The 22,621-nt window shown below is 58.4% G+C and carries 12 protein-coding genes; 4 read left to right on the top strand and 8 right to left on the bottom strand.

Annotated features, from left to right (window positions below; all coding sequences use genetic code 11):
• Positions 1-3 precede the first annotated feature (3 nt).
• Complete coding sequence (locus tag Enr13x_RS23880) at positions 4-603, top strand: O-methyltransferase (protein ID WP_145389347.1); 600 nt, start codon at positions 4-6, stop codon at positions 601-603.
• Between the two features lie 665 nt (positions 604-1,268).
• Here Enr13x_RS23880 and Enr13x_RS23875 read toward each other — a convergent pair.
• Positions 1,269-2,576: a Gfo/Idh/MocA family protein gene (locus Enr13x_RS23875; RefSeq protein ID WP_197455315.1), complete on the bottom strand. Its 1,308-nt coding sequence runs from the start codon at positions 2,574-2,576 to the stop codon at positions 1,269-1,271.
• A 200-nt stretch (positions 2,577-2,776) separates the two neighbouring features.
• On the opposite strand from Enr13x_RS23875, the gene Enr13x_RS23870 reads away from it, so the two are divergent.
• Positions 2,777-5,404 carry a M1 family aminopeptidase gene (locus Enr13x_RS23870; RefSeq protein WP_145389345.1) on the top strand — a complete coding sequence of 876 codons (2,628 nt, stop codon included), beginning with the start codon at positions 2,777-2,779 and terminating at the stop codon, positions 5,402-5,404.
• Positions 5,405-5,647: 243 nt separating this feature from the next.
• On the opposite strand, the gene Enr13x_RS23865 is transcribed toward Enr13x_RS23870, so the two are convergent.
• From Enr13x_RS23865 to Enr13x_RS23845, 5 genes are all read right to left on the bottom strand, one after another.
• Positions 5,648-8,278, bottom strand: a complete 2,631-nt coding sequence (locus tag Enr13x_RS23865; protein WP_145389344.1) for a hypothetical protein — start codon at positions 8,276-8,278, stop codon at positions 5,648-5,650.
• A 274-nt stretch (positions 8,279-8,552) separates the two neighbouring features.
• Positions 8,553-9,731 (bottom strand): GNAT family N-acetyltransferase, encoded by a 1,179-nt coding sequence (locus tag Enr13x_RS23860; protein WP_145389343.1) that lies wholly within the window; start codon positions 9,729-9,731, stop codon positions 8,553-8,555.
• A 363-nt stretch (positions 9,732-10,094) separates the two neighbouring features.
• Positions 10,095-11,417, bottom strand: a complete 1,323-nt coding sequence (locus Enr13x_RS23855) for a Gfo/Idh/MocA family protein (RefSeq protein ID WP_197455314.1) — start codon at positions 11,415-11,417, stop codon at positions 10,095-10,097.
• Positions 11,418-11,522: 105 nt separating this feature from the next.
• On the bottom strand, positions 11,523-12,752 hold the full coding sequence (locus Enr13x_RS23850; RefSeq protein WP_145389342.1) for an outer membrane protein assembly factor BamB family protein: 1,230 nt from the start codon (positions 12,750-12,752) through the stop codon (positions 11,523-11,525).
• Between the two features lie 84 nt (positions 12,753-12,836).
• Positions 12,837-13,547, bottom strand: coding sequence for a ZIP family metal transporter (locus Enr13x_RS23845; RefSeq protein WP_145389341.1), 711 nt, complete (start codon positions 13,545-13,547; stop codon positions 12,837-12,839).
• A 224-nt stretch (positions 13,548-13,771) separates the two neighbouring features.
• On the opposite strand from Enr13x_RS23845, the gene Enr13x_RS23840 reads away from it, so the two are divergent.
• Positions 13,772-14,890, top strand: coding sequence for a DNA glycosylase AlkZ-like family protein (locus Enr13x_RS23840; protein WP_197455313.1), 1,119 nt, complete (start codon positions 13,772-13,774; stop codon positions 14,888-14,890).
• A 105-nt stretch (positions 14,891-14,995) separates the two neighbouring features.
• Here the strand turns inward: Enr13x_RS23840 and Enr13x_RS23835 are convergent, their stop codons facing one another.
• Positions 14,996-16,405 carry a metallophosphoesterase gene (locus tag Enr13x_RS23835; protein WP_145389339.1) on the bottom strand — a complete coding sequence of 470 codons (1,410 nt, stop codon included), beginning with the start codon at positions 16,403-16,405 and terminating at the stop codon, positions 14,996-14,998.
• A complete protein-coding gene (locus tag Enr13x_RS23830) occupies positions 16,405-20,544 on the bottom strand; it encodes a tetratricopeptide repeat protein (protein ID WP_145389338.1) in 4,140 nt (1,379 codons plus the stop codon). Before Enr13x_RS23830 ends, Enr13x_RS23835 begins: the two co-directional genes overlap by 1 nt.
• 679 nt (positions 20,545-21,223) lie before the next feature.
• Here Enr13x_RS23830 and Enr13x_RS23825 point away from each other — a divergent pair.
• Positions 21,224-22,543 carry an amidohydrolase family protein gene (locus Enr13x_RS23825; protein WP_197455312.1) on the top strand — a complete coding sequence of 440 codons (1,320 nt, stop codon included), beginning with the start codon at positions 21,224-21,226 and terminating at the stop codon, positions 22,541-22,543.
• Positions 22,544-22,621: the final 78 nt, after the last annotated feature.

Here is a 22,621-nt window from a genome sequence, read left to right as displayed (position 1 = left end):
CTCATGGACGTTGACGCCTATCTGGAACAACTCTATCGCGAAGGCTGTCGCAATGACGAGGCGGCGGTGTCTCGCGACGGCATGATGTTGAACATCACGCCCTCGACGGGAAAATTTCTCGACGTGCTCGTCCGCGATGCGCAACCGACGCGGATCCTTGAGCTGGGCACGTCAAACGGCTACTCGACCCTCTGGCTCGCGCGGGCTGCTGCAGCGGTCGGCGCGACGGTGGACAGTGTCGACGCGTCGCGTTCAAAAGTGCAGAGCGCCGAAGCAAATCTCGCGGCGTGCAGTCTGACCGAAACGGTGACACTGCATCATGGCGACGGTGGCGATTTTCTCCGGCAATCTGACGATGATCGCTATGACTTTGTGTTTCTGGATTCCGACCGCTCGCGCTATCAGGATTGGTCGTCGGACCTGATCGGTGTGCTTCGATTCGGACTGCTGGTTGTCGACAACGCCGTCTCCCACGCCGGCGAGATGGTCGAATTCCGACGAACCCTGTCGCAAGAGTTCGGTCTCTCCGTCGTCGTCCTTCCGATCGGAAAGGGGCAGATGGTGGTTCAAGATGCCGCGAGCGCTGGGCAGCGAACCACGTGAATCCCAGTGATCGTCGGCAAATGGAAAGCAATTGTTAGCGGCAGGGCGCGAGCCCTCCGGTCTTTCAAGCTGGAACCGGAGGGCTCGCGCCCAATACCGCTAAATCGAGATTCGACTTACCCCAAAATGGCTCCCCTCTCCCCCGAACAAGCCTCTTCGTTGATTCTGATTGATCATGGGCACCGAGTGATTTTAGAATGCCAATATGTTGCAATGACGAGAGGCTTGTTTGGGGGAGAGGGGCTGGGGGTGAGGGGGAATCCACATGACGAAACGACGATGCAATCACAAGGTCACCGAGTTTGTTCGTGATCAGCGCGGCCGAGCGAATGAATTCGAAAACTCGGTTTAGCAGATGATGAGCAATCGTGGTTGCGCCGGAGAAAAGTTTGGACGTGAGTATCCGATGGGGCGATACTCTGCTGATTTCTGCTGTGTCGCCATGTCCAACCGGGGTTCGAGAGCATATCGTCGCCGCAATCCAGCAACGGCGCACAGTATAAATTCCCACTTATCCCCCTCACCCCCAGCCCCTCTCCCCCGATTTCTGACTCGCTTAGGCTCGCCAGGAATCGGGGGAGAGGGGAGCCAGGGTGATTCATGTTCCCTTCTCGATCTAGCGGTATTGGGCTTGCGCCCTGCCGCTAAAAGCTTGTAAACACGGGTTACACCGCGGCAATGTCCCAGCCGTCGCGGTAGTCTCGGCGCAGCCAGGCGTTGGCCGAATCGTCGTTGGTGAATTGCATCGCTTTGCCGTTCCACGTCAGCTTGGTCCCGCGATAACGCACCGCGACGTTGCCCAACAGCACCGCTTCGGTGAGCGGACCGCCGTAGTCAAACCCGTCGCTGGGCTGTTGGCCGCTGATGATTCCGTCGACCCAACCGTGATAGTGGTTCAAGCCTTCAACCTTGTCCAAAAGGACACCGTTGGAGACGAAGGGTGCCCCGACGTGCGGCAAAACCAACGTGGCGTTTTCGCCGACGAACAGCGAACCGCTTTTCGGCAACGCTTGATTCGATGGAAAGTCCGTGCCACGCAGACTCGGCAACCGACCGCCGTCATACCACGTGATCGGCAGCTTGCCACCGACCGTCCATTCGGTCCCCGGGAACACATACTTGACGGTCGTTTGGGCCGGCCAGACTTCATCGTTCAGCCCCGTGTGATCGGCAGTCAATTCCAACGGTGCTCCGTTGATTTTCAGCGCCGTGAAAACCGGGTCCAGGATGTGGCAGCCGAAGTCACCGAGCGCGCCGTTGCCGAAGTCTTGCCAATCGCGCCAACCCCAGGGGTGATAGATCTTCCATCCGCCGTAGGGTCGTTCCGGTGCGACACCCAGCCACAGATTCCAGGCCAACGTCTTGGGGACGTCTTCGAGCGTCTTGGGGCGACTGATGTGAAACGATTTGCCGTGGCCGGTCGCCGCACACCAGCTACGCACTTCCTTGACCTTCCCGATCACGCCGGACTGAATCGCAGCCACGGCGGTCCGGTAAAATTCGTGCGAATGGATTTGATTGCCAAGTCGCGTGATGACGCCCGACTTTTTGGCTTGCAACGCCATCTGTCTCGCTTCCCAGACGTTGTGCGTCAGCGGCTTTTGACAGTACACGTGCTTGCCCTGACGCATCGCGTCCAGGCCGATGAAGGCGTGCATGTGATCGGGGGTCGAAACGGTCACCGCGTCGATCGCGTCACCGTGCTTGGCCAACATTTCACGAAAATCTTGGAAGACCGGCGCCTGCGGGGTGAGCTTTTTGACCTTCTCGGTGCGAGAGAGATCGACGTCGCAATACGCCACCATCTCGGTCGAGTCGTGGGAGTGCATTTCGCTGATGTCCGACCAGCCCTTGCCGTCGCATCCGATTCCGGCGATCTGGACGCGAGAGTTCAGGTTTTGGCCGCGGACAAAGGCGGGGGCGGCGGCAAGTCCGGCGGCGGTACCGGCGATGAATTGACGACGATGAAGCATGGTGGGACCCTTCATACAAAAAGGAGGGGAGGCTGATTGGTGGGGAGCCGACCAGTCTACTCGATCTGAAATCCTGGTGAGGGTCGCAATAGTCAAGTCACTCAGTACACTGGGTGAAATTGATGGAAGGCGTGGAGTTGTCCATCCGCTCCGATCGCAAGCTGGAAGCTTACGCCACATCCCCCCAACCACCTTGAGCCATGATTCCTATTGACCGTTGGTCCCTGATCGCTGTCCTGTTGTTCTGTCTTGTCGGGCAATCCCGCGGCGCAGAAATCATCTGCCGATACTGCGCCGATGGCCGTTCCCACGCGATGCTTCCGCTGGGTCTGGAACTCGACGGTCGCTACCAATACGCGCCCGATCGTCAAGTCGACGTGCTGCATCTCAAGCTGGACGTGACGCCCGACTTCGACGCGAGAACGGTCGCCGGCACGGTCTCCATCACCGCCCAACCGATCGCCAAACCGGTCGAAATCTTGAGTTTGGATGCGGTCGACATCAGCGTCCAGGAAGTGCGTTGTCAGGAAGCGACCGTTGACGATTTCATTTCCACTCGCGACGGTCTGCAGATTGCGTTCGCCGAACCGATTCCGGTCGGGAAAGAGTTCACCGTCGAAATCGACTATTCCGCCCAGCCCATCGCGGGGCTGTATTTTCGCACGGCCGAAATGGGCTACCCCGAGCAAGACACGCACATCTGGACGCAGGGGGAAACGCACGAGGCGCGGCACTGGTTCCCGTGTTTCGACTATCCCAACGAACGTTCCTCGACCGAAGTGATCTGCCACGTCCCGAAGACCATGCGTGTGCTGAGCAACGGAAAACGGATGGGGGAAACGATAGATGCGGCGGGATTGAAAGCGGTCCGTTGGCTGCAAGAGAAACCGCATGCGAACTACTTGATCTGCCTGGTCGCCGGGAACTTGGAAAAGCTTGAAAAACGTCATCGTGACATCGCACTCGGTTTCTACACGCAACCGACGCTCGCCGAACATGCCGCCAACTCCTTTCGCGACACGCCCGACATCATGGCGTTCTTTGAACAGGAAATCGGCGTGCCCTTTCCATGGCACAAATACGATCAAGTGACGATTCGTGACTTCACCGCCGGCGGCATGGAGAACACGTCGCTGACCACGTTGACGCACACGACGATCTTTTCCGAGGCGACCGAAAACATTCGCACGACGCGGCGACTGGATGCTCACGAAATGGCACACCAGTGGTTCGGTGACTACGTGACCTGCAAAGATTGGAGTCACCTGTGGTTGAACGAAGGCTTCGCGACCTATTACACCCATCTGTTCGAAGGCCACAAATTCGGACGCGATGCGATGCTGTATGGGCTCTACAGCGACGCAACCGGCCGGGTGTTGACTCAAGACAAAGACACCAAGCCGATCGTGTACAACGGCTACAAAAACGCGATGCAGCAGTTTGACTATCGGTCCTATCCCAAGGGCAGTTGGGTGCTGCACATGCTGCGAAGCCAACTGGGCGAAGATCTGTATCGCCAATGCGTCAAGGAATACCTGCAACGCCACGCCTTGACCAGCGTCGTGTCGGATGACTTGCGGCAGGTGATCGAGGAATTGAGCGGTCGCCCCATGGATCGCTTCTTCGATCAATGGCTCTACCACCCGCGGCACCCCGATCTGAAGATCAGCTACAAATGGATGCCTAAAGAGAAACTGGCCAAGGTCAACATCAAGCAGACACAAAAGCTGAGCGAGGATGTCTTGCTGTATCACTTTCCGACGAAGCTTCGTTTCATTGTCGATGGAAAACCCGTCGACCACGAAATCGTTGTCAGCGAGGTCGACGAGGATTTTTACGTCCCCCTGGCGGCGAAACCCTCGATCGTCCGTTTTGATCCCGAGTACACCGTGCTGGCAACCGTGTCGTTCGACAAGTCAAATGACCTGTTGAAACCGCAAATCGAAAACGCCGACGACATGATGGGACGATTGCTTGCCTGTGTCGCGCTTGCCGATCGTAAAACCGATGCGTCGGTCAAATTGCTGGCCGAGCGGCTCAATTCCGATCCGTTTTTTGGTGTTCGAATCGAAGCGGCCAAGGCGCTCGGCAAACATGGATCGGATGAAGCATTGGACGCATTGCAATCGAGCTGGGAGAGTCAGTCGGACGCTCGTGTACGGCAAGCTGTCGTGCAACGATTGTTCGGACGGTTCACCCCGGAAACCCTGGAGTTGGCGTTGGAGGTACTGGAAAAGGAGTCCAATCCCGCGATCCAGGTGGCGGCGATCGGGGCGTTGGGTAAGTTTCATGGGGACGCGTCGAAACAGAAACTGACGGAGTTGCTGGAATCCGATTCGTTCGGCAATGAGGTGGCTGACGCGGCGATTGCGGCGATCGGCAAAATGAATGACCCCGAGTTGGTCCCCGCCTTGCTGACCGTGCTCCAAAAGCGTCAAAGCGAACTGGACGCACGCGATTTCGGACGCGGACTTGGGGCACTGGCCAAGACTGCCCGACCGCTTGAAGACAAGGACCAGGTCTTTCAATTCATCCGCTCACACGTGGAGCATCCCAAGTCGACGGTCCGCACGGCGGCGCTCAGTGCCCTCGGACAACTCGGTGACCGGCGCGCCGTCGCGGTGATCGAATCGTACAGTGATTCGGGCGACAGCCGGATCGCCGGCGCCGCGAAACGCGCCCTCGGCGAACTCAACGCGTCACGTCCACTGGTCCCGACCGAGATCATCGAGCTTCGCAAGACGATGACCGAACTGAAACGGGAAACGGAAAAGCTGAAAGCCGAGCTGAAAGATCTTAAGGCACAAGAGGCGGCCAGTGATGACTGACGGGGCTGTGAAGAGCGTTGGGCGACGTCCTTTCTAGGTCGTCGGGGCGAGCCCTCCCGACGACGGCCCGGAAGGGCCGTCGTACTTGAAAAGCGATCGCCTGAAGGCTAGACACCAACGGTTGCTGAATGCCGTTTTACTGATGTCCGTGCCATTCGTGCCTGTCCGCTTTTTCGCTCGACGGCCTGTTGTTTCAGCCTCGTCGAACGTGAAAGCTTCTGCCACCTGTTATCCGCTGCTGGTTCAGTTCGCCAGGCCGACACGCACGTCGTGCACGATTTGCTTGGCGATGGCGTCCAGGTCCAAGTCGGGGGCGGCCAGATGCAGTCCCTTGGTGTAGGACTTGTTCATGAATCGATAGTCGATTTCGAAGTCCACCGCATTGTCGGCTAGGACGGCCGACAACGTGCCCTCGAAGGAGATCTGGTCGATCATGAACAGGTCGTCATGGTGTTCGGCGAGAAACGCCAACGCTCCGACCGCACCGGTTGAAACGTTCTCGGCCGCCTGGACCGCCAGCTGGGCGACGTCCAATGCGGCATTCTTGATGGCGAGTTCCGCGTTGATTCGGATCACGTCCGGGTGCGCCTCGGGGCCGGCGGCATCGAGAATCCATCCGGCCGAAGCACGGACGGCCGACATGGTCGCATTGGCGACATTCAATGACCCCTGGGCGGCCAACCGAACCCCCTTGGCCGACGCGTAGCGTGCGTACGTTGCGACCTCGTACGCTCTGCGCTGGGCATAGTTGTACCATTTTGCTTGCTTTCGGCTGCGAACGGCCTTGCGCCATGTCGAGTAGCGGGCGCTTTCGGTTTTGCGGAGCGACGTGACCTTGGAGGAGAGTGACGCGACCGCTTTTTCGGCGACGGCCAGATTCGATTTGATCTCGTCAAAATCGCGTTGCGCTTCCTTGATCGCAGCGTCACGTTCGCCGATCAGCTTGTCGACCTCCCGCTGGGCCGCGTCGAGTCCGGCTTGGGCTTTGTCAAAATCTTTGTGAGCCTGGTCGATCCAATCGTTCAGACCGCCGGCGACTTTGCCCTCCAACGTCGCACTCAAGTCGTTGCGAACGACCGCGCGGTACGTCCAGAACGGAACGCCGACGGACGAGGCTTCGAATTCATAATCCACCATGCCCAAACCGTCGACTTCCGTCGTGATGTTGTAATACATGCGGCGTGGCGTGATGTGAATGTCGACATCGTGGGAAACGCCCAGCATCTCGACACCACCGCTGACGATAAAGTGATCGTGCTTGCTCTCGGACATCAGGATGTCGATGTTGACATCGGAGACCGAGAGGGCGCCCAAGTCGAACGCTCGGGTCCAGGCCTTCAGTCGCACGACCGGCGTGAGTCCCGTGCGATCGATCAAGCCGTCGACTCGACCGGCCAACGAGCCTTTGATGTACAGTTCGCCCTTAACGCCGATGCCGTCTTCGATGCCCAATTCGACGTCGCCGCCGAGCGGCGCGATGTTGATGACGACGTCACGAATCTCAAATGCCGCCGTCTCGTTCGGGTCGGTGGAGACTTCTCCCAACCCCGTCAAACGCTTGGCAAAATTCATCAGTTCGGTGCTGGACAATGATTCCAGTTCGCCCCGCAGTGCGATCTTGATCGGCGTTCCGGCCGCCAGACTGAAGTCGACTTTGCCGGCAATCGACACGTGGCGTCCCCCGATGTCCATGTCCGCCAGCACGCCGACGCTGACCGAAGGCACGGCAGTCGGTCCGACTTGATCGGCGGCCGTTTCGCCTGGGGCGGGTGCTTTGACGGTGTTCAAGCTGATCAGAAGAATGACTTCGTCCAGGTCCAGCCCCGTCACGCCGAACGCGTTGTTGATGCCGCGAGCGGTGGCCGACAGGCGGAACTGGTTCCCCGTCGGTGTTTCGGCGATGCCCACGCGTCCGGACAACTCGACCACCGAACCGTCGGTCTGCGCCATCGCCAAATCAACACTGACGTACAGCTGGTCCTGGTCCGTACCGGGCGATTGCCACACCAAAAACGCATTGCCGACGCTTAGGTTGGACGGCAGGTCGTTGATGACGATCTGGGGCAACGTCGCCCGCAGCATCACGTCTTCACGCAACTCTTCCCAGAAACCCGTGTCTTTGGGCTCCGATTGCCATTGTTGCACGACGTCGTTGGAGAACTCGCTGAACAACACGCCCTCGATTTGAATCTCAGGAATGTCCAACCCGACTCGATCGAGCAATTCGGCCGGAATCGAATCCTGGGCAATCGTTGCGGTCGTCAGCACATTGACGCCACGCTGCAACCGGATCGTGAACTCCTCTGACGCGTACAGATCGCCGTAGAAGGTTTGGGCCTGTGTCGACATCACCGATGACTCGATCTCACCGACGGCTGCGGAAAAGACGACGATCGGTGATTTGAATTCCAGCGGTGATTCGATCAGGTCGTTGCTCTGCGCCAGTGCGCCAAGATCGGTCTTCACGGCCAAGACCCAATTTCCCAGAGCATGGTTCCCCAGTGCGCCGCCGACGTATTGGAACAAGACGGGGGCGTCGGATTGACCGAACGTCGTCGTGCCCGTGACCGAACCGTCGCTGCCAAACGTCGGTGCTTCGATCACGATCCCCGCGAACGAGGCGAATTGGTCGATCTGATCCAGCGCGAGCCGTCCGGTTTGGTCGGCGATCGCCTTCATCGCGTCGACCGTCTCGCGGGCCGCGGTCGACAGTGCAAACGCTTGCGAATCCGCGCCGCGCGTCTGCTGGTCTGTCTGCTGGCCCGACTCCACCGTCGCGACCAGCGCCGTGGTCTGATCGCTGACCGCCAGATCCAACAGCGACACCGGTGTCGCATCGGCGGCCATCAATTGTCGCGCTTCGAGTGTTTCCAACGGCCGCGTGATGCGACGCGCTGTAGAACGCCGTTTCGTCGGATTCTTTTTGACTCGACTTGAACGTTTTCGACCGAACGTGAACTTTTCCGGGAACATAGCGGCGACCCTGTGGACCAGATGTAAAAGAGTGGGGTGGCGAACCGGAGTGTTCCCGATTCACCATCCCCTGCGTGGTCCGGTCAAGGTTCCCTTAAGTGTCCGGCAGAAAAAGTGGGATAGGCTTCCAGCCTGTCGACGCGGCGATGACAGGCTGGAAGCCTCTAAAGCTCGCTCAGCACCCGAGCCTGCGTGCACAGGATTTTGCGATGCGTGCTGAGGATTGCATCAACGGCAAAAGCGATGTGACCGGCCAATGCATCCCCGAATCCAACCCGATCACGATGCTTTGAAACGGAAGACGCTCGGCATAGAGGCTATTGATCAGTTCATTGTTCGGGTCGGTGCATGAATCGCTTACGGTACATCCGGTTTCGTGCAGCCAATGAACGTTCTGGATCTCCAACAGAAAGCCGGGGGAATACTCGGCGAACCGCTCATCGTACGTCGTTTTGTATCCGCTGACGTGATCGCCGCTGTGCAGGTCGACGAGCATGGCGACCGGAGCGCCATCAAGCGTCAAGCGACCGAATCGGATCGAGTCCTGTTGGCCGAAGCGATCGACCATCTCCAGAAAGAAGGCGAGCGATTCGCTTTGACAGGCCAACGCAGTTCCTTCGCGGCCCTTCCAGCCGCTCGCCTCCAGGTCGACGAACTGGTGTGCCCAATGGTGAAGCTCATCGGCGTCGCCGGAATGTTCAAACGTCACGTCGCCGACTTGCTGCAGCTTGGCGAGCAGTTTTCTGGCTTTCTTGCGACGGTTCTTTGACATCGACTGACGGAGGTACGCTTCGGCGTCCCCGTCGGGCTCCAGGGCGGCCCTCGAAAATCGGTCGCGAGTAAAAATGGAAAGTTGGTTTTCTGTCACCGTCTTGCGAACGTGTTGATCGAATTTGGGGGAGGCCGAGACGGTGTCAAAGGCCAGCAACCGCGCGTTCTGCCGGGACAGTGACGTGAACATCGCCGTGAGTGTTGCCTCCACGTCATCGGCGTCGATCAACGGGGTCGAATCGAACGCTTCGTCCGGCCGCCAAGCGTGAACGCACTGGATCGGTAACCGGTAAAAGGGCATCGTCACCAGCGGCATCACCCCATAAAGCTCGGGCGTGTCGCCGTTTGTCGGCGTCCCTTCGACCACCAGCAGACGTGCCGATGCTTCCCGGCGGTGCTTAATCAGCGGAATCAAGAACTCCGGTTCGTAGCAGGGATTTCGCCATGCACATCGTCCGACCAACCGTCGCCAGGCCGGGACCAACGACTCCATTTCGCAGCAATCGGTCACCAATCGCCCACGAAGCAAGGGCGTGGTTGATTCGCATTTGGCAACGGGACTGGGTGACGGCAACGTGATCATGGCAACAACAGCGAGGCAGAGGGCTCCGAACTGCTAATCCTACGTCGCAAACTTGGATGGAAGCCCCGGCCACAACCCACGATTTGATTTCGCTGCTTCAGCTCCAAATCATCCCCGGTCGATCACACCGCTGGTACGGATCGCGCCGGGGATTCCAATTTTCCTATCCCACCAAAAAGGTGTCCGACACCTTTTTGGTGGGATAGGTAGTTTGGCGGGCAAGAGACCAAGAGTGTGCGGTTTTTTGTGCCCGCCATTTTTACCGTGAGTGAATCTCGATACCAGCACGACGTTGAAGCGTGTACGGGCCTCGATACATTCGCCTACGCTGCGTGCGCAAGATCGTCGTGGCGGCGTGACCGGCTAGCCAATTTCAGGATACGTCCAGGGCTCGCGGTACGTTCGTCGCAGCATGCCGTTGGCTTCGTCGTCACCGATGATCTGGCCTGCGCCGGCGTCCCAGCGGACGCTGCGGCCGAGTTTCATCGACAGCATGCCCAGCAATGCAAGCGTGGTGGCTTGGTGTCCGACGGTGATGTCCGCAGCCGGGCGGTTGCCGGTTTCGATGGAGCGGAGGAAATCGGCGTAGAGCAGTTTCAGGTTGTGGCCGTCGGGTTCTTGTAGTTCGGCATCTTGGTGGATCACTTGCTTCTTGCTGTCGGCCGGGTAGAACGTCCAGCCATCGCGCCATCCGATGTGAAAGGTTCCCTGGGTGCCGAAGAAGTAACAGCCGATGCTGGTCTGCTCGGGGCCTTGCCCGGCAAACTTGCGATGCTCCCAGGTTGCGGTGAAGGAATCGAATTCGTAGGTGGCGGTCTGGTGATCGGGGGCGTCGGTCGTTTGTTCGTCGTCATTCAGCACGGCCGCACCGGCGATCGGTCGCCCGCCGGTGGAGTGCACGCTCGTCGGTGATTGCTGGTCGCTCCACCACAGCATCTGGTCCAGCCAATGCACGCCCCAATCGCCGAGGGTTCCGTTGGCGAAGTCCAAAAAGTGCCGAAAACCGCCCGGATGAATCCGACGGCAATAGGGACGCAGCGGAGCGGGGCCACAGTACATGTCCCAATCGAGATTTTCCGGCGGTTCGCTGTTTCGCGTCGGCTTTTCTGCGCCGCCTCTGCTGTGCACGAACATTCGAACCAACCCGATGTCGCCGGCACCACCGTCTTTCAGGAATTTCATGCCAGAGACATGGTGGGGGCCGATCCGTCGATGTAGGCCGACTTGAACGATGCGATCGGCGGCACGTGAAGCCGCCAGAACGGCTTGGCTTTCGCCGATCGTGTGCCCCGTCGGTTTTTCAATGAAGACGTGGGCTCCGGCTTCGATCGCCGCCAACGCATTGAGCGCGTGCCAGTGATCCGGTGTGGCGATGATCGCGACGTCGACGTCTTCTTTTTCGAACAGCTCGCGATAGTCGCGGTAGGTTCGTGGGGTGTCGCCGGACAGATCGCTGACTTCTTCGGCGTTGATCTCCAGCCGGTCGGAATCGACATCGCACAGCGCGACCACTTTGGTTTGCCCGCCGGCCATCGCTTCACGCAGAATATTCATGCCCCACCAACCGGCGCCGATCAGTGCCGTGCGGTACTGCTTGTCCTTGGATGCCGCGTGAATTTTCGGAGCCGAGGTGAGGGTGGCCGCGGCGGCGGTGCCGGCGAGGAAGGTGCGACGTTGGATGGGCATGGGGCAGGGATGTTGGCGGGGTGCGGTGGGGAGGTCAGGATTCGACAGGCTGGAAGCCTATCCCACTTGGGAATTGACAGGCTGGAAGCCTATCCCACTGTTATTCTAGTCACGGCAGTCGACGCAGACGAGTTGGCCTCGGATGCTTCGGCAAAAGATGCGGCCGCCGGAGAGGACGGGGGAGGTCCAGGTTTTTCCGTCCAGGACCTTGCTGCGGGCAATCGGCTCCCAGCCATCACGTGTTGCCGGTGCGATGATCAAATCGCCCGGTTCGGTCAGCAACAACAGTTTACCATCGGCCATCGCCAGACCACCGGGACGCAGATCGTCGACCGACCAACGGATGTCGCCGGTCGACCAGTCCATGCACCGCAATCGCGCGCCGGTTTCCATGTCGCCATCGATGCCGTACAGGTGCCCCTGATACAAAATCGACGTGTGGATCTGATTCTTCATCTCTTTGGACTTCCAAATTAGATCCGGCGTCTCGCCACTGATATCGAACAGTGCCGAGCCGCGATTGTATCCCGAGGAGAGAAACATCTTGCCGTCGTGAAAGATCGGATCGGCGGCGTTGCAGTTAAAACTGGTCAGCCAACGCTCGGCCCAAAGTTGTTCGCCCGATTGGACGTCCACTCCCACGTAGGCTTTTCCGGATGCGATCACGGCCGCCGTCGGTTCGGAGTTGGGGATCAACACGGGCGACGCGTACCCGCATTCACGGTCGTCGGAGCTCCACAACAGATCACCGCTGTGTTTGTCGACCGCGACACCGGATTCGCCGACGTTCAACAGCAGGGTGTCGCCGATGACCAACGGAGCCGCAGAAAATCCCCAACCGGGCAACCGCACCTCGGTCTCGTCGGCAATGTTTTTCCCCCACAACTTTGTTCCATCGGAAATCTGCAGACAGAACAGCTCACCGGCACGTCCCATCACATACAGTCGATCGCCATCGACGGTCGGCGTCGAAATCGGGCCGCCTTCGAAGTCTCGGTCGTCGAGCTCCGCCGGATAGCCGAACGTCCAAACGGTCTGTCCGTCAGCAACGTTGATGCAGTAGACGATGTCCTGGCCGTCGACATGCCCGAGCGTGAACGCGCGTCCGTCTTTGACCACCACGGACGAAAACCCTGTGCCGACCGACCGAGACCAGGCGATCTCCGCCTGTCCGTCAGTCCAATCACATTTCCAATCGGTTTCGCGAGAGATTCCGTCCCCGCTGGGGCCACGCCAGCGATACCAGTCCTCGGCGATGCATTGCGAAAAGCTCGCGAGAAAAACGACGACGAATAATCCGTGCACAGAAAATCGGTACAAAGGCATGCTTGTCATCAGACCAGTCAAGACGATGTCGTAGGGGGGGGACAACTTAGCGTAAACAGATCCGATTCGCAAAACCTGGGGAGCGCCCCCGGTTCAGCCCTCCAAGAGTTTGCCCAGCAGCCCCAACAGGAATCCAAACACCGCACCCAGGGGTGGGAAACTGCTGTTCTTCAAAGTCGCTTGAGGTGCGATATCTTCAAAGACCAGATAGAGGATGCCTGAGGCCGCGAAGACTTGCATCCAGCCGAGCACCCTCGGTTCGTCGGCGAGGAAATGGTACCCTAAAAAACCGAGTAGCGGGCCGAGTATCGCTGCGATCGTGAACCAAAACAAGATCTTCCGAGACGCCATCCCGCCGCTGCGTAGCTCTCGATGAGCGTTGAAACCTTCGGGCAGATTTTGCAACGTGATGATCACCGCCAGCAGAATCGCTCCGCTTTTTCCACCGGAGATGACCGCGCCCAGGGCGATGACTTCAGGGATAAAATCAGACAACATGGCGACAAGCTGCGACGCCGACGATTGACTACGGTCGAGCAGAATCTGCAATCCCCAGAAACACAACCCGCCGGCGGCAAATGCGATCACGGTTTCCCACGTCGCAATCAGTTCGACGCCATGGGGAATCAACACCAACGCAACCGCTGAAAGAAGGGCACCGCCCCCAAATGCGATCACGGTGTGACGGAATTCCTGCTCGAGCCAACGCGGTCGTATGTGTTCGAACGATGCAATGACGCCTCCGAGCGGGATCGCGCCGCCCGCAATGGCGGTCGAGAGAATCAATTGAGTGATGGGATCCATTGGCAAATGATCAGTTGTGGGGGCGATCAAAGTTTAACCGAAGTCACGCTGGATTTACGAGAGGTCCCCTACAGCCTGCACACCAACACCCATGCCCGCGCAAATCGTACCTTCCCCAAATGGCACGGGCATACACACTACCGCCCAAATGTCATCCATCGAGTCGGTCGATTTCGCAACAGATCGGCCGATGGTATTCTGGGCATCCGAAGCGAGGAACTTCTTTGTTTTTAATCGGGCAGGAAATGACGACGATGGAGCGATTGAAACTGGCTGAATTCAGGAGACGCGTTGTCGCGGGAGCCTTCCCCGATTTTCAACGATTGTCTGATGCGATCAGCGCGATGCAATTCGTCCAGGCGGATCCGATTCGATCGCCGGCACGGGCTCAAGACTTGATGCTTCGGCAGCGTGTTGCCGGGTATCTCGCCGGCGAATTGGAAGAAACCTACCCCGAATTGAATGCGGAGGAAGGCTACCTGTTCGCTTATGGGTTCATGACGCCCGAGGTCTGGAGAAACCTGCGTCTGCGTCCGCATCGGAAACTGAAAAAGCTGGAACGTGACGTACTCGACGCGGTGGCAGAATTGGGTGAAGTGCATCCGCGTGGGCTGGATGAGCGGTTTGGTCGCAAGTCGGTGAAAAACTATTGGGGCGGCAAGTCCCAGCAAACGAAGCGAACGTTGGACCATCTGCACCACCACGGGTACTTGCGTGTCGTTCGTCGGGAAAAGGGAATTCGTGTCTACCAAGTTCCCGAACAGATCGACGGAACAGCGGCGGATCCGGCCGAGCGGTATCGTCGGCTGGTCTTGACCACCGCAGGCGTGTTCGGCGCGGCGACGAAACCGACGTTGGTTTCGGAACTGCGCAGCCACAACCATCTGCTGCCGTCCCGGCGCGATCGCATCGCGGCGGTCGACTCCTTGGTCGAAGCGGAAGAACTGCGGGAAGTCGACGTGGCGGGCATCACCTATCTGTTCAGACGCGAGAATCGATTGACCGACGAGGTTCCCGAGCGGGTTCGGATTCTGGCGCCCTTTGACCCGCTGGTGCGAGATCGGGCCCGATTCCAGCAACTGTGGGGATGGGACTATCGTTTCGAAGCCTACGTCCCGGCGGCAAAACGGGTTCGCGGCTACTACGCCATGCCCGTTCTGTGGCGCGATCAAGTGGTCGGCTGGGCCAACGCAAATGTGGTCGATGATCACTTGCAGGTAGAATTCGGATACGCCGACAAACGCCCCCGCCCCAAAGCGTTTCGTTTGCAGACGGAAATCGAAGTGGAGGCGATGGCTATGTTCTTAGGCCTGCCGAGCGGTGCGTGGGAACTCGCGTTGTAGCGTGACCGTCATGGCCGGCAACAAAACCAGCACTTTTCGAACGCGGCTTTAAAATCATTTTCCATTGAGTTTGATTGCTGGACATCGAAGCTCCGAACGAATCGGCTACGAATCAGAAAGATGCAGTGTCGGACCGGTAGGCAAAATTTCCACCCAGCTACGACGCTCCATCAATTCAATCTGGTCGTGTTCGATCGCATCGATCAGTTCAATCATGGATTCGTCCGAATCGTCAAATCGCGACAGATCCAAGAGGCGGGTCCAGGTTCCTGAATTCAAGTACACGTGGTTTGCAGACTGATCGATTCGTCGCGCCGCATGGGTGTGGCCCGCAACGACGGCGTTCGGGCCATTTGACATTGCGAATCCCGAGTTCATGATTTCGCGATCCATGCCGCTGGCTTTCGCGGTATCAAAAAACGTTGTCGATGTCGTACGCTCGGCGCGCAGCCAGGCACGAAGAAATGTTTTTTCAAAACCGCCGTGACTTGCGAGTAGACCGATCGGTTGATCCGACTCAGGTTCGATCGGGGACTGTTTCAGGCATTGTTCCAGCTTGTACATCGTTGCGACATTCGCCTTCCGATCAGATTCATCAATCGACTCCCAGACGTGCTGGGCCATCATCTGCCCCATTTGCTCGGCGATGGCGTCACTGACGTTTGACGCGTCTGCCACCGCCAAACCCGCTCCTCCGAAAAGCTGTCCGCGAATCTGCTTCATCAAGACCCGCAGGAGTGGTCTCAATTGGTCCGGAAGGTTCTTTCTGACAAGCCCTGCATCCAAGTACAGCAACAACAACAAAACCCCGGGAAACTCGGGTTTGACCGAATCGAGGAAGGGGAATCGTCGTCGGCCACTGATCGGGTCCATCGCCCGTTTGAACACGTTGATCGGCCCCAGAACCAATTCGCTGCCGGCGGGCATGCGGAGATCGGATTGACCATCGGCCAAGGCTTGATGCACAACATGAGGGTCGATGTCGTTGACCGGATCGGCACGATGTCCGTGCGCCACAACCACATCCCATCGTCCGACCTTTGCCAGCCACGGCTTGGCGTGCCGCCAGATCTCAATGCGATCGTCTTCTGATGCCTGTGCATCACTACCGGCAATCCAGCGACGAAGGATGGTTGTGGTGTCCGGGTGCAACCACTCTGGGTCATGGTTTCCCGACAAGAGGACGATTCGGTTGTCGAGTGCCAACCACGCCCGCAATCCGGCCCTCCAATCCGAGGCCCATGGCATCTGTTTGGCGATCCGATCGAGCGTCGTTGCGACCAGTGCGGGGGCGGTGGAAAGTTCGAAACGAGCGGGCCGGGACTCCAACAGCAAAAAATCGACGATGTCCCCGTTGAGTACCAGGATTTGGTTCTTCGGTTCGTCGGCGAGCAGTCGCTTCGCCCACCGGACCAGTGATCCGCCAGCATCAAAATTCCCCATCCGTGCGGCTGGAGTGATGTGCAGGTCTGAAATCACAACCACGCGATCCGCTGTGGGAATGGTCGTCTCCATCACGTCATCTCCATTTGCCCGGTTTCTTCATCGTCCTCGTCTCGCCGCCCTTGTTTAGTGTCACCTTCAACGGCGTCCTGTTCATTTGCCGGTTCGGCCGGAGGGATGTCGGGCACCTTCGCCCCTGGGGGTGAAACGACATCAATCGATGCTTGTTCGAACGCATCCAGGTACCGTTTTGCAATTCTCGCCATTGCAGCGATACAGGACGATCTCAGTACTTCGTCCACCCGCGTGAGATCGATTCCCGGGATCGTTGATTGCAGCATTTCTTCAAGTTGCTCCACCGAATCGTCGTTCAACTCGAACGCCGTGGCCCAGGCGAGATACCTCGCGTTCGCCGCGGCTTCTAACTCATCGGCAGTCTCCAGGGCGAAGATTAGATCCTGCATCGAGAGCAGTTGACCGTACCGATCGTCCAGCTCGCGAAGATTGGTCCAGGCCAGCAACCCAAGAACGATCGCTCTGGCAGAATCATCGGCAGCCAGCGCGATGCGAGCAAGGTAGCCCAATCGCCCCGCGACTCCCAGGGTGTCATCTACCGACTGGGACAGGGCCAAAGCGGTGGCCTCCAAACGAAATGCTTCAACCGTGTCTCCTTGCGCCAAAAATAACCCAGACATCCCAGACAGTGTATTGGCTTCGCCTAGTCGCTCTTCGATCTGTTGGTAGATCGGGAGCGCCGCGGCGTAGCTCTGCTCGGCTTCGGTCAATCGGTTGGTTCGGACCTGAAGGTCCCCCAAAGCCTGAAGCGTATTGGCTTCGCCCAGCCGATCTCTGATCTGTTGGTAGATTGGGAACGCCGCGGCGTAGCTCTGCTCGGCTTCGGTCAATCGGGTGGTTCGGACCTGAAGGTCCCCCAACGCCTTCAGCGTGTTGGCTTCGCCCAGTCGATCTCTGATCTGTTGGTAGATCGGGAGCGCCGCGGCGTATCTCTGCTTGGCTTCGGTCAATTGGGAGGTTCGGACCTGAAGGTCCCCCAACGCCCTCTGCGTGTTGGCTTCGCCCAGTCGATCTTCGATCTGTTGGTAGATCGGGAGCGCCGCGGCGTATCTCTGCTCGGCTTCGGTCAATCGGTCGGTTCGGACCTGAAGGTCCCCCAACGCCAGTTGCGTGTTGGCTTCGCCCAGTCGCTCTTCGATCTGTTGGTAGATCGGGAGCGCCGCGGCGTAGCTCTGCTCGGCTTCGGTCAATCGGTCGGTTCGGACCTGCAGGTCCCCCAACGCCAGCTGCGTGTTGGCTTCGCCCAGTCGATCTTCGATCTGTTGGTAGATCGGGAGCGCCGCGGCGTAGCTCTGCTCGGCTTCGGTCAATCGGTCGGTTCGGACCTGAAGGTCCCCCAACGCCCGTAGCGTATTGGCTTCGCCCAGTCGAGCTTCGATCTGTTGGTAGATCGGGAGCGCCGCGGCGTAGCTCTGCTCGGCTTCGGTCAATCGGTCGGTTCGGACCTGAAGGTCCCCCAACGCCCGTAGCGTATTGGCTTCGCCCAGTCGATCTTCGATCTGTTGGTAGATCGGGAGCGCCGCGGCGTAGCTCTGCTCGGCTTCGGTCAATCGGCCGGTTCGGACCTGAAGGTCCCCCAGCACACGGTAGATCGACGCCAATGCGGCGGGTCGTTCAAAGATAGACATCAAGCCAACTTTCGAGGACCACCTCAATAGATGCTCGGAAGGCGTCGCAAACATTCGGATATTAAGCCAAACTTGTACGAGCAAGGCTAATCGTTGTTCCGTATCCGTGTCTCGATTTTCACTCTGCCAATCCAACAGTGATTCGACATTTTCCGTTTCTTCCAACGAAACGCGTGATGCAATGCGAGTTTTTCCTTTGCGATGGTTCTCGTTGTATTGAAAAGAGATCCAACTTTGAAACGCGAAAACGATTGCCGCGAATACCCTGCTTGACTCTTCCTCGTCCAATTCCTGAAGTCGCCGCGAGGCGTACCAGCGGAGCGGGGCGGGGAGTCGGAGACGTCGTTCCGGCCCCGCGATCTCGACCAGACTGTGACGCTGCAGGACCACCAGTCGTTCTTCTGCTCGATCGCCGAAAATGCTTTGCAGCAACACCGATGGCAAACCCGACGGAAGGAGCCCCAGCCAGCAAAACAATTCCGCTGCCTCGGCCGACTCGTTCTGCAAGGCGTTGAACGAGAGATTCAGGCTGCTGGCGAGGCGTTTGGTCCTTAGCTGGGCGTCCGGGTCTTCGCCAGGATCCCAGCCGACCAATTCGTGTGCCGTGACGGCATCAACGTCGTCGGCTTCGATTCGTTTCAGCAGTGTTTGCAGCCCCATCCCACGCCCCACTTGCCCGGCGATCAAACCGATCGACCGCGGATGGCCTGCCAACGACCGGACCAGCGACCGCAACGTCGTCAAATCACGATCCGCGTCGCTTAGCCGTGCTCCGGCTGCTGAAACGAAGGCTTCGTAGTCGTAAGGCTGTTCGAGTAAGTCAACTCGTTGCACCTGTTCAACCAGGGCGGCGGATGGATCGCCAAGTTGCTGTCGGGTCGTTGTCAGGATCCGCGGCAACGTGTCGGGGGGCAGCAAGTCGCGGATCAGTGATTGAACCCCAACGCGATCCGAGCTGATAACGTCTTCCAAATTATCGAAAACCAGCAGAACACGCTGGTCCGAGATGGCTTGCGACAATTGCCGGTTGTCTTCGATCTGATCCAGATCAAACGTGACGGCGATTCGATCACGCAATTCGATTGCCGATTGCGTTCCGTCCAGGCTGAACCAAATCGCCCGCTCGAAGACCCGAGTTTCATGTTCGGTAGAGTGTTGCAAGAACGCCAATGCGAGTTCGCTTTTCCCGCTTCCGGGCATCCCGGTCAGGGAAACGAGACGATTCGTCGCCACATTATCCGTCAGGCGGACAATTTCAGATTGCCGACCGCAGAAGTGTGGTGTCGGTGCAGGAGCATTTTCAATCGTGATCGGCCCGGCAACGCGCGCGACCGGTGACGAAGGCTTCCAAAACGCGGATTCAAAATGCAACGGCCTGGCAAAATACAACGGTGCAGCCCACTGCAGATCCTCCGCCGGAATTTTCCTGCGGGCGTTGCCGACGGCACGATCGAAGTAGCCGTTGGCCGTGGTGGCAAGTTCGGTAAACAATTTCTTTGCCAGATCAGGCGTCCGGTCTGCCACCAATGCCGCATGGCTTCCAACCACCGCGACCAACTTTCCCCGACTCAGCAAGTTCTCGGCCAGACTACCCAGCACATTGTCTCCCTGGGCACCATAGCAGCTCCAGATCAACCCCACCTTTACACCCGCGTTGAGCAAACGATCGGCGATTTCGGAGACGATCACAGGTTGTCCAGGATCGTTGGGGTATTCATCGTGCTCGGCATGAAGATGAAGCCGGCCGGGACTGCCGTGGGCGACGATCGATAGGAGCGTCGGACCAGACTGGCGATCAGACAACTGTTTCAACAAGTCGGCACTGGCATGCCGAGCGAGAAACGGGTCTTGAAAACCGAATTGCTTGACCACATCCTCGATGACCTTTTCATGACGTTCAAACACGGATTCCGGCAACCGCGTTCCTAAGTGATCCGGTGTGCGGCACCAGAACAGACCAACCGACGAGTCCGAATCGATTTCGATGACCTCGCCGCGCATGCCTTCAAAGCAGCGGACGAGGCACCAACCAGATCGTCGGAAATAGAACGAGCCTGCGCGTCCCAGCAATTCAAAGGGCAAATGGGGCAAGAGCCACGGACGGGTGTCCTGGTTGACCAGCGTCGGCGGCATCGTCAACTGAACTCGAAGCGGGCGGGCGGAGTTGGCTTCGTTGAGCAATTGGTCCCAACGGCGTCGCGCGTCATTAGGTAAGCCAGCCGCACTCTTCGATGGCAGCAAGAACTCTTCTAACCACGCCCCGAACTTCAGTCCCTCTTCAACCGAGAGGCTTCCCGGTTTGGAAAATTCTCGAACGAATTCCCGCGGTGATAGCTCGAAATCGGAAACACGTTCGTCACAACGTAGACGGATCGATTCATCCGTGTAGGGACGCGGTGACGACTCGGTAAAATCCATCAGGGTGATGTCATAAACTTCCTCACCGGGCACGCTTTGGTCGTCAAGCGGCGAAATAATCAATCCAACATCAATCGACGTTTGCGTCATGCGAGCCGGCCCCGAAGTCTGGATCCAGAAATGGCGTGTCTGTGCAACTTCACTCGTTCGGTCGCATGTTTCCACCAAACGATCGTGGAGTTGATCCTCCGCTGAGGGATTATAGCTGACGCAGGGGGTGCACGTATAGTGCTACGGCGGATCCGCTGTCAGGGCAGGGAGCGGAGAGGCTGTGGGATAGGCGTCCAGGCTCATCGACGTGGATTTCCGGGTAAGGATCGTGGGCGAAGTGGGGAGCACTTCTCCACCGCAAAGAGGTCGTGCAGTTTCTAAGTCGATGATTTCAGAGGGTTTTCGTCACTCTCCCTCGGGACTTCGATTCTTTTACTGCAGGATTTAGCAACCGATTTAGATTCTCTCGCTCTGGGTGAGACGGCGTTTGCGCAGCAAGCAAACGCCAGAGAGGGCCGGCGGCTCGCGAAAGCTTTGACGACTTCCGCGACGATCAACTCCGCCACTTATACAATCGACCTCCCCTCGCTTCGCTCGACCCTCCTGCCAGGAGGGTGACTTTAAAACTGTACGACCACCAAAGCCGGGGGAGAAGGGAGCCATCGTAAGTGATGTAGACCACGATGTATGCCAGAAGAATTGAGTCGAATCCCGTACGACGTTTGCCGAGGGTGGGCGGCGTCGTGATGCAATCCAGAAACGTTCAATGGAGCCAACGATGTATCGAGACAGCGACGTTCAGTCGAGCCGGTTGACAGTGATCCTCGCGTGCCTGCTGTTGACGGTGGCACCGATCGGGCTCGGCAGAGTTCTGGCGCAAGAGATGAATGTGATCGCGTCGCCGCAGCCCGATTCGGTGATTGCGATCGTTGGGGGAAATCTGATCGATGGAAATGGTGGGCCACCGCTTAAGGATTCCTGTATCCTGGTCCGTGGCGAGAAAATCGTCAAAGTCGGCAAACGCATCGACAGTTCGATTCCGCAAGGAACCGAAGTGCTTGATGTGAGTGGCAAGTCGGTATTGCCCGGGCTGTTTGATTCGCACTTCCACTCGCGTGATTCGGTCGAGCAGCCGGTCGAATTCGAGTTGCACAACGGCATCACCTCATTTCGTGATCCCGGACACCCGTTCAAGTACTACAGAACATTGCTGTCGAGTGACGCGACGATTCCACGAGTCTTTTTGTGCGGCGGCCATCTCGATGCTCCGCCGGTCGTCTGGCCCGATCAGGCTGCCGTCATCACGACGACCGAAGAATCCAGACAGGCGGTCTTTGACCACGTCGATCGGGGCGCTTCGGCGATCAAAGTCTACTTTCGATTGCCGCTGGAACACATTCGTGCGGCATGCAACGCGGCCGACGAACGACACGTCCCGGTCACGGCTCACTTGGAGTTGGTCGACGCCGATGATGCGATCAACGCGGGCGTGATCGGCATCGAGCACATCACCAGCTTCGGCACGACGATCGCAACACAAGATCAAGTCGAACAGTTCAAATCCTTGGTGACCGCAGACTCCGCCGCGCGAGGCGAGTGGCGCTACCGCCTCTGGGCGCAAGTGCAGATCGACGGAAACCCACGAGTCGACGAATTGATCGATCTGATCGTCGAACGAGGCGTCTACGTTTCGCCAACCCTGGCCGTCTTTGAACGACGAGCCGGAAAAGAGGATGCGACGCCAGTGGAGGCAGCCGGGTTCAAGAACATGCTCTCCTTTTTCCGCCGCTGTCACCAAGCCGGTGCCAACGTGGTGGTCGGCTCGCACACCTGGGCACCGCTGGCGGGCCCCGGTAAAGCCTATTTGCGAGAGTTGGAGTTGTTGGTCGAGGCGGGGATGACGCCATTGGAAGTGTTGACGTCCGCGACCAAAACGGGAGCTGAATTCTTTGGCGTCGCGGATCGATTGGGAACGATCGAGGCGGGGAAGCTCGCGGATCTGATTGTCGTCGAAGGCGATCCATCGAAAACGGTAGGTGAATTAGATCGCGTGAGCCAAGTCATGCTGAACGGCCGGTGGGTGGGGCTTGATGATTGATCGCGGAATCGGAATTCGCCAAGAGTTTCGGTTGCCTCCGCGAATCCCGAAAGTCTTGGCGGTGGTTGAGTCGCTGGC

The organism is Stieleria neptunia (genome assembly GCF_007754155.1).
GTDB classification, from domain to species: domain Bacteria; phylum Planctomycetota; class Planctomycetia; order Pirellulales; family Pirellulaceae; genus Stieleria; species Stieleria neptunia.
Note: the sequence above shows the minus strand (reverse complement) of the source record. Positions and strands in the feature narration are given on the sequence as shown.

Bases quoted from the DNA above. Each gene is read 5' to 3' on its own strand.
- Enr13x_RS23880 (WP_145389347.1), top strand. From the start codon at position 4: ATGGACGTTGACGCCTATCTGGAACAACTCTATCGCGAAGGCTGTCGC.
- Enr13x_RS23875 (WP_197455315.1), bottom strand. From the start codon at position 2,576: ATGCTTCATCGTCGTCAATTCATCGCCGGTACCGCCGCCGGACTTGCC.
- Enr13x_RS23870 (WP_145389345.1), top strand. From the start codon at position 2,777: ATGATTCCTATTGACCGTTGGTCCCTGATCGCTGTCCTGTTGTTCTGT.
- Enr13x_RS23860 (WP_145389343.1), bottom strand. From the start codon at position 9,731: ATGATCACGTTGCCGTCACCCAGTCCCGTTGCCAAATGCGAATCAACC.
- Enr13x_RS23855 (WP_197455314.1), bottom strand. From the start codon at position 11,417: ATGCCCATCCAACGTCGCACCTTCCTCGCCGGCACCGCCGCCGCGGCC.
- Enr13x_RS23850 (WP_145389342.1), bottom strand. From the start codon at position 12,752: ATGACAAGCATGCCTTTGTACCGATTTTCTGTGCACGGATTATTCGTC.
- Enr13x_RS23845 (WP_145389341.1), bottom strand. From the start codon at position 13,547: ATGGATCCCATCACTCAATTGATTCTCTCGACCGCCATTGCGGGCGGC.
- Enr13x_RS23835 (WP_145389339.1), bottom strand. From the start codon at position 16,405: ATGGAGACGACCATTCCCACAGCGGATCGCGTGGTTGTGATTTCAGAC.
- Enr13x_RS23830 (WP_145389338.1), bottom strand. From the start codon at position 20,544: ATGACGCAAACGTCGATTGATGTTGGATTGATTATTTCGCCGCTTGAC.
- Enr13x_RS23825 (WP_197455312.1), top strand. From the start codon at position 21,224: ATGTATCGAGACAGCGACGTTCAGTCGAGCCGGTTGACAGTGATCCTC.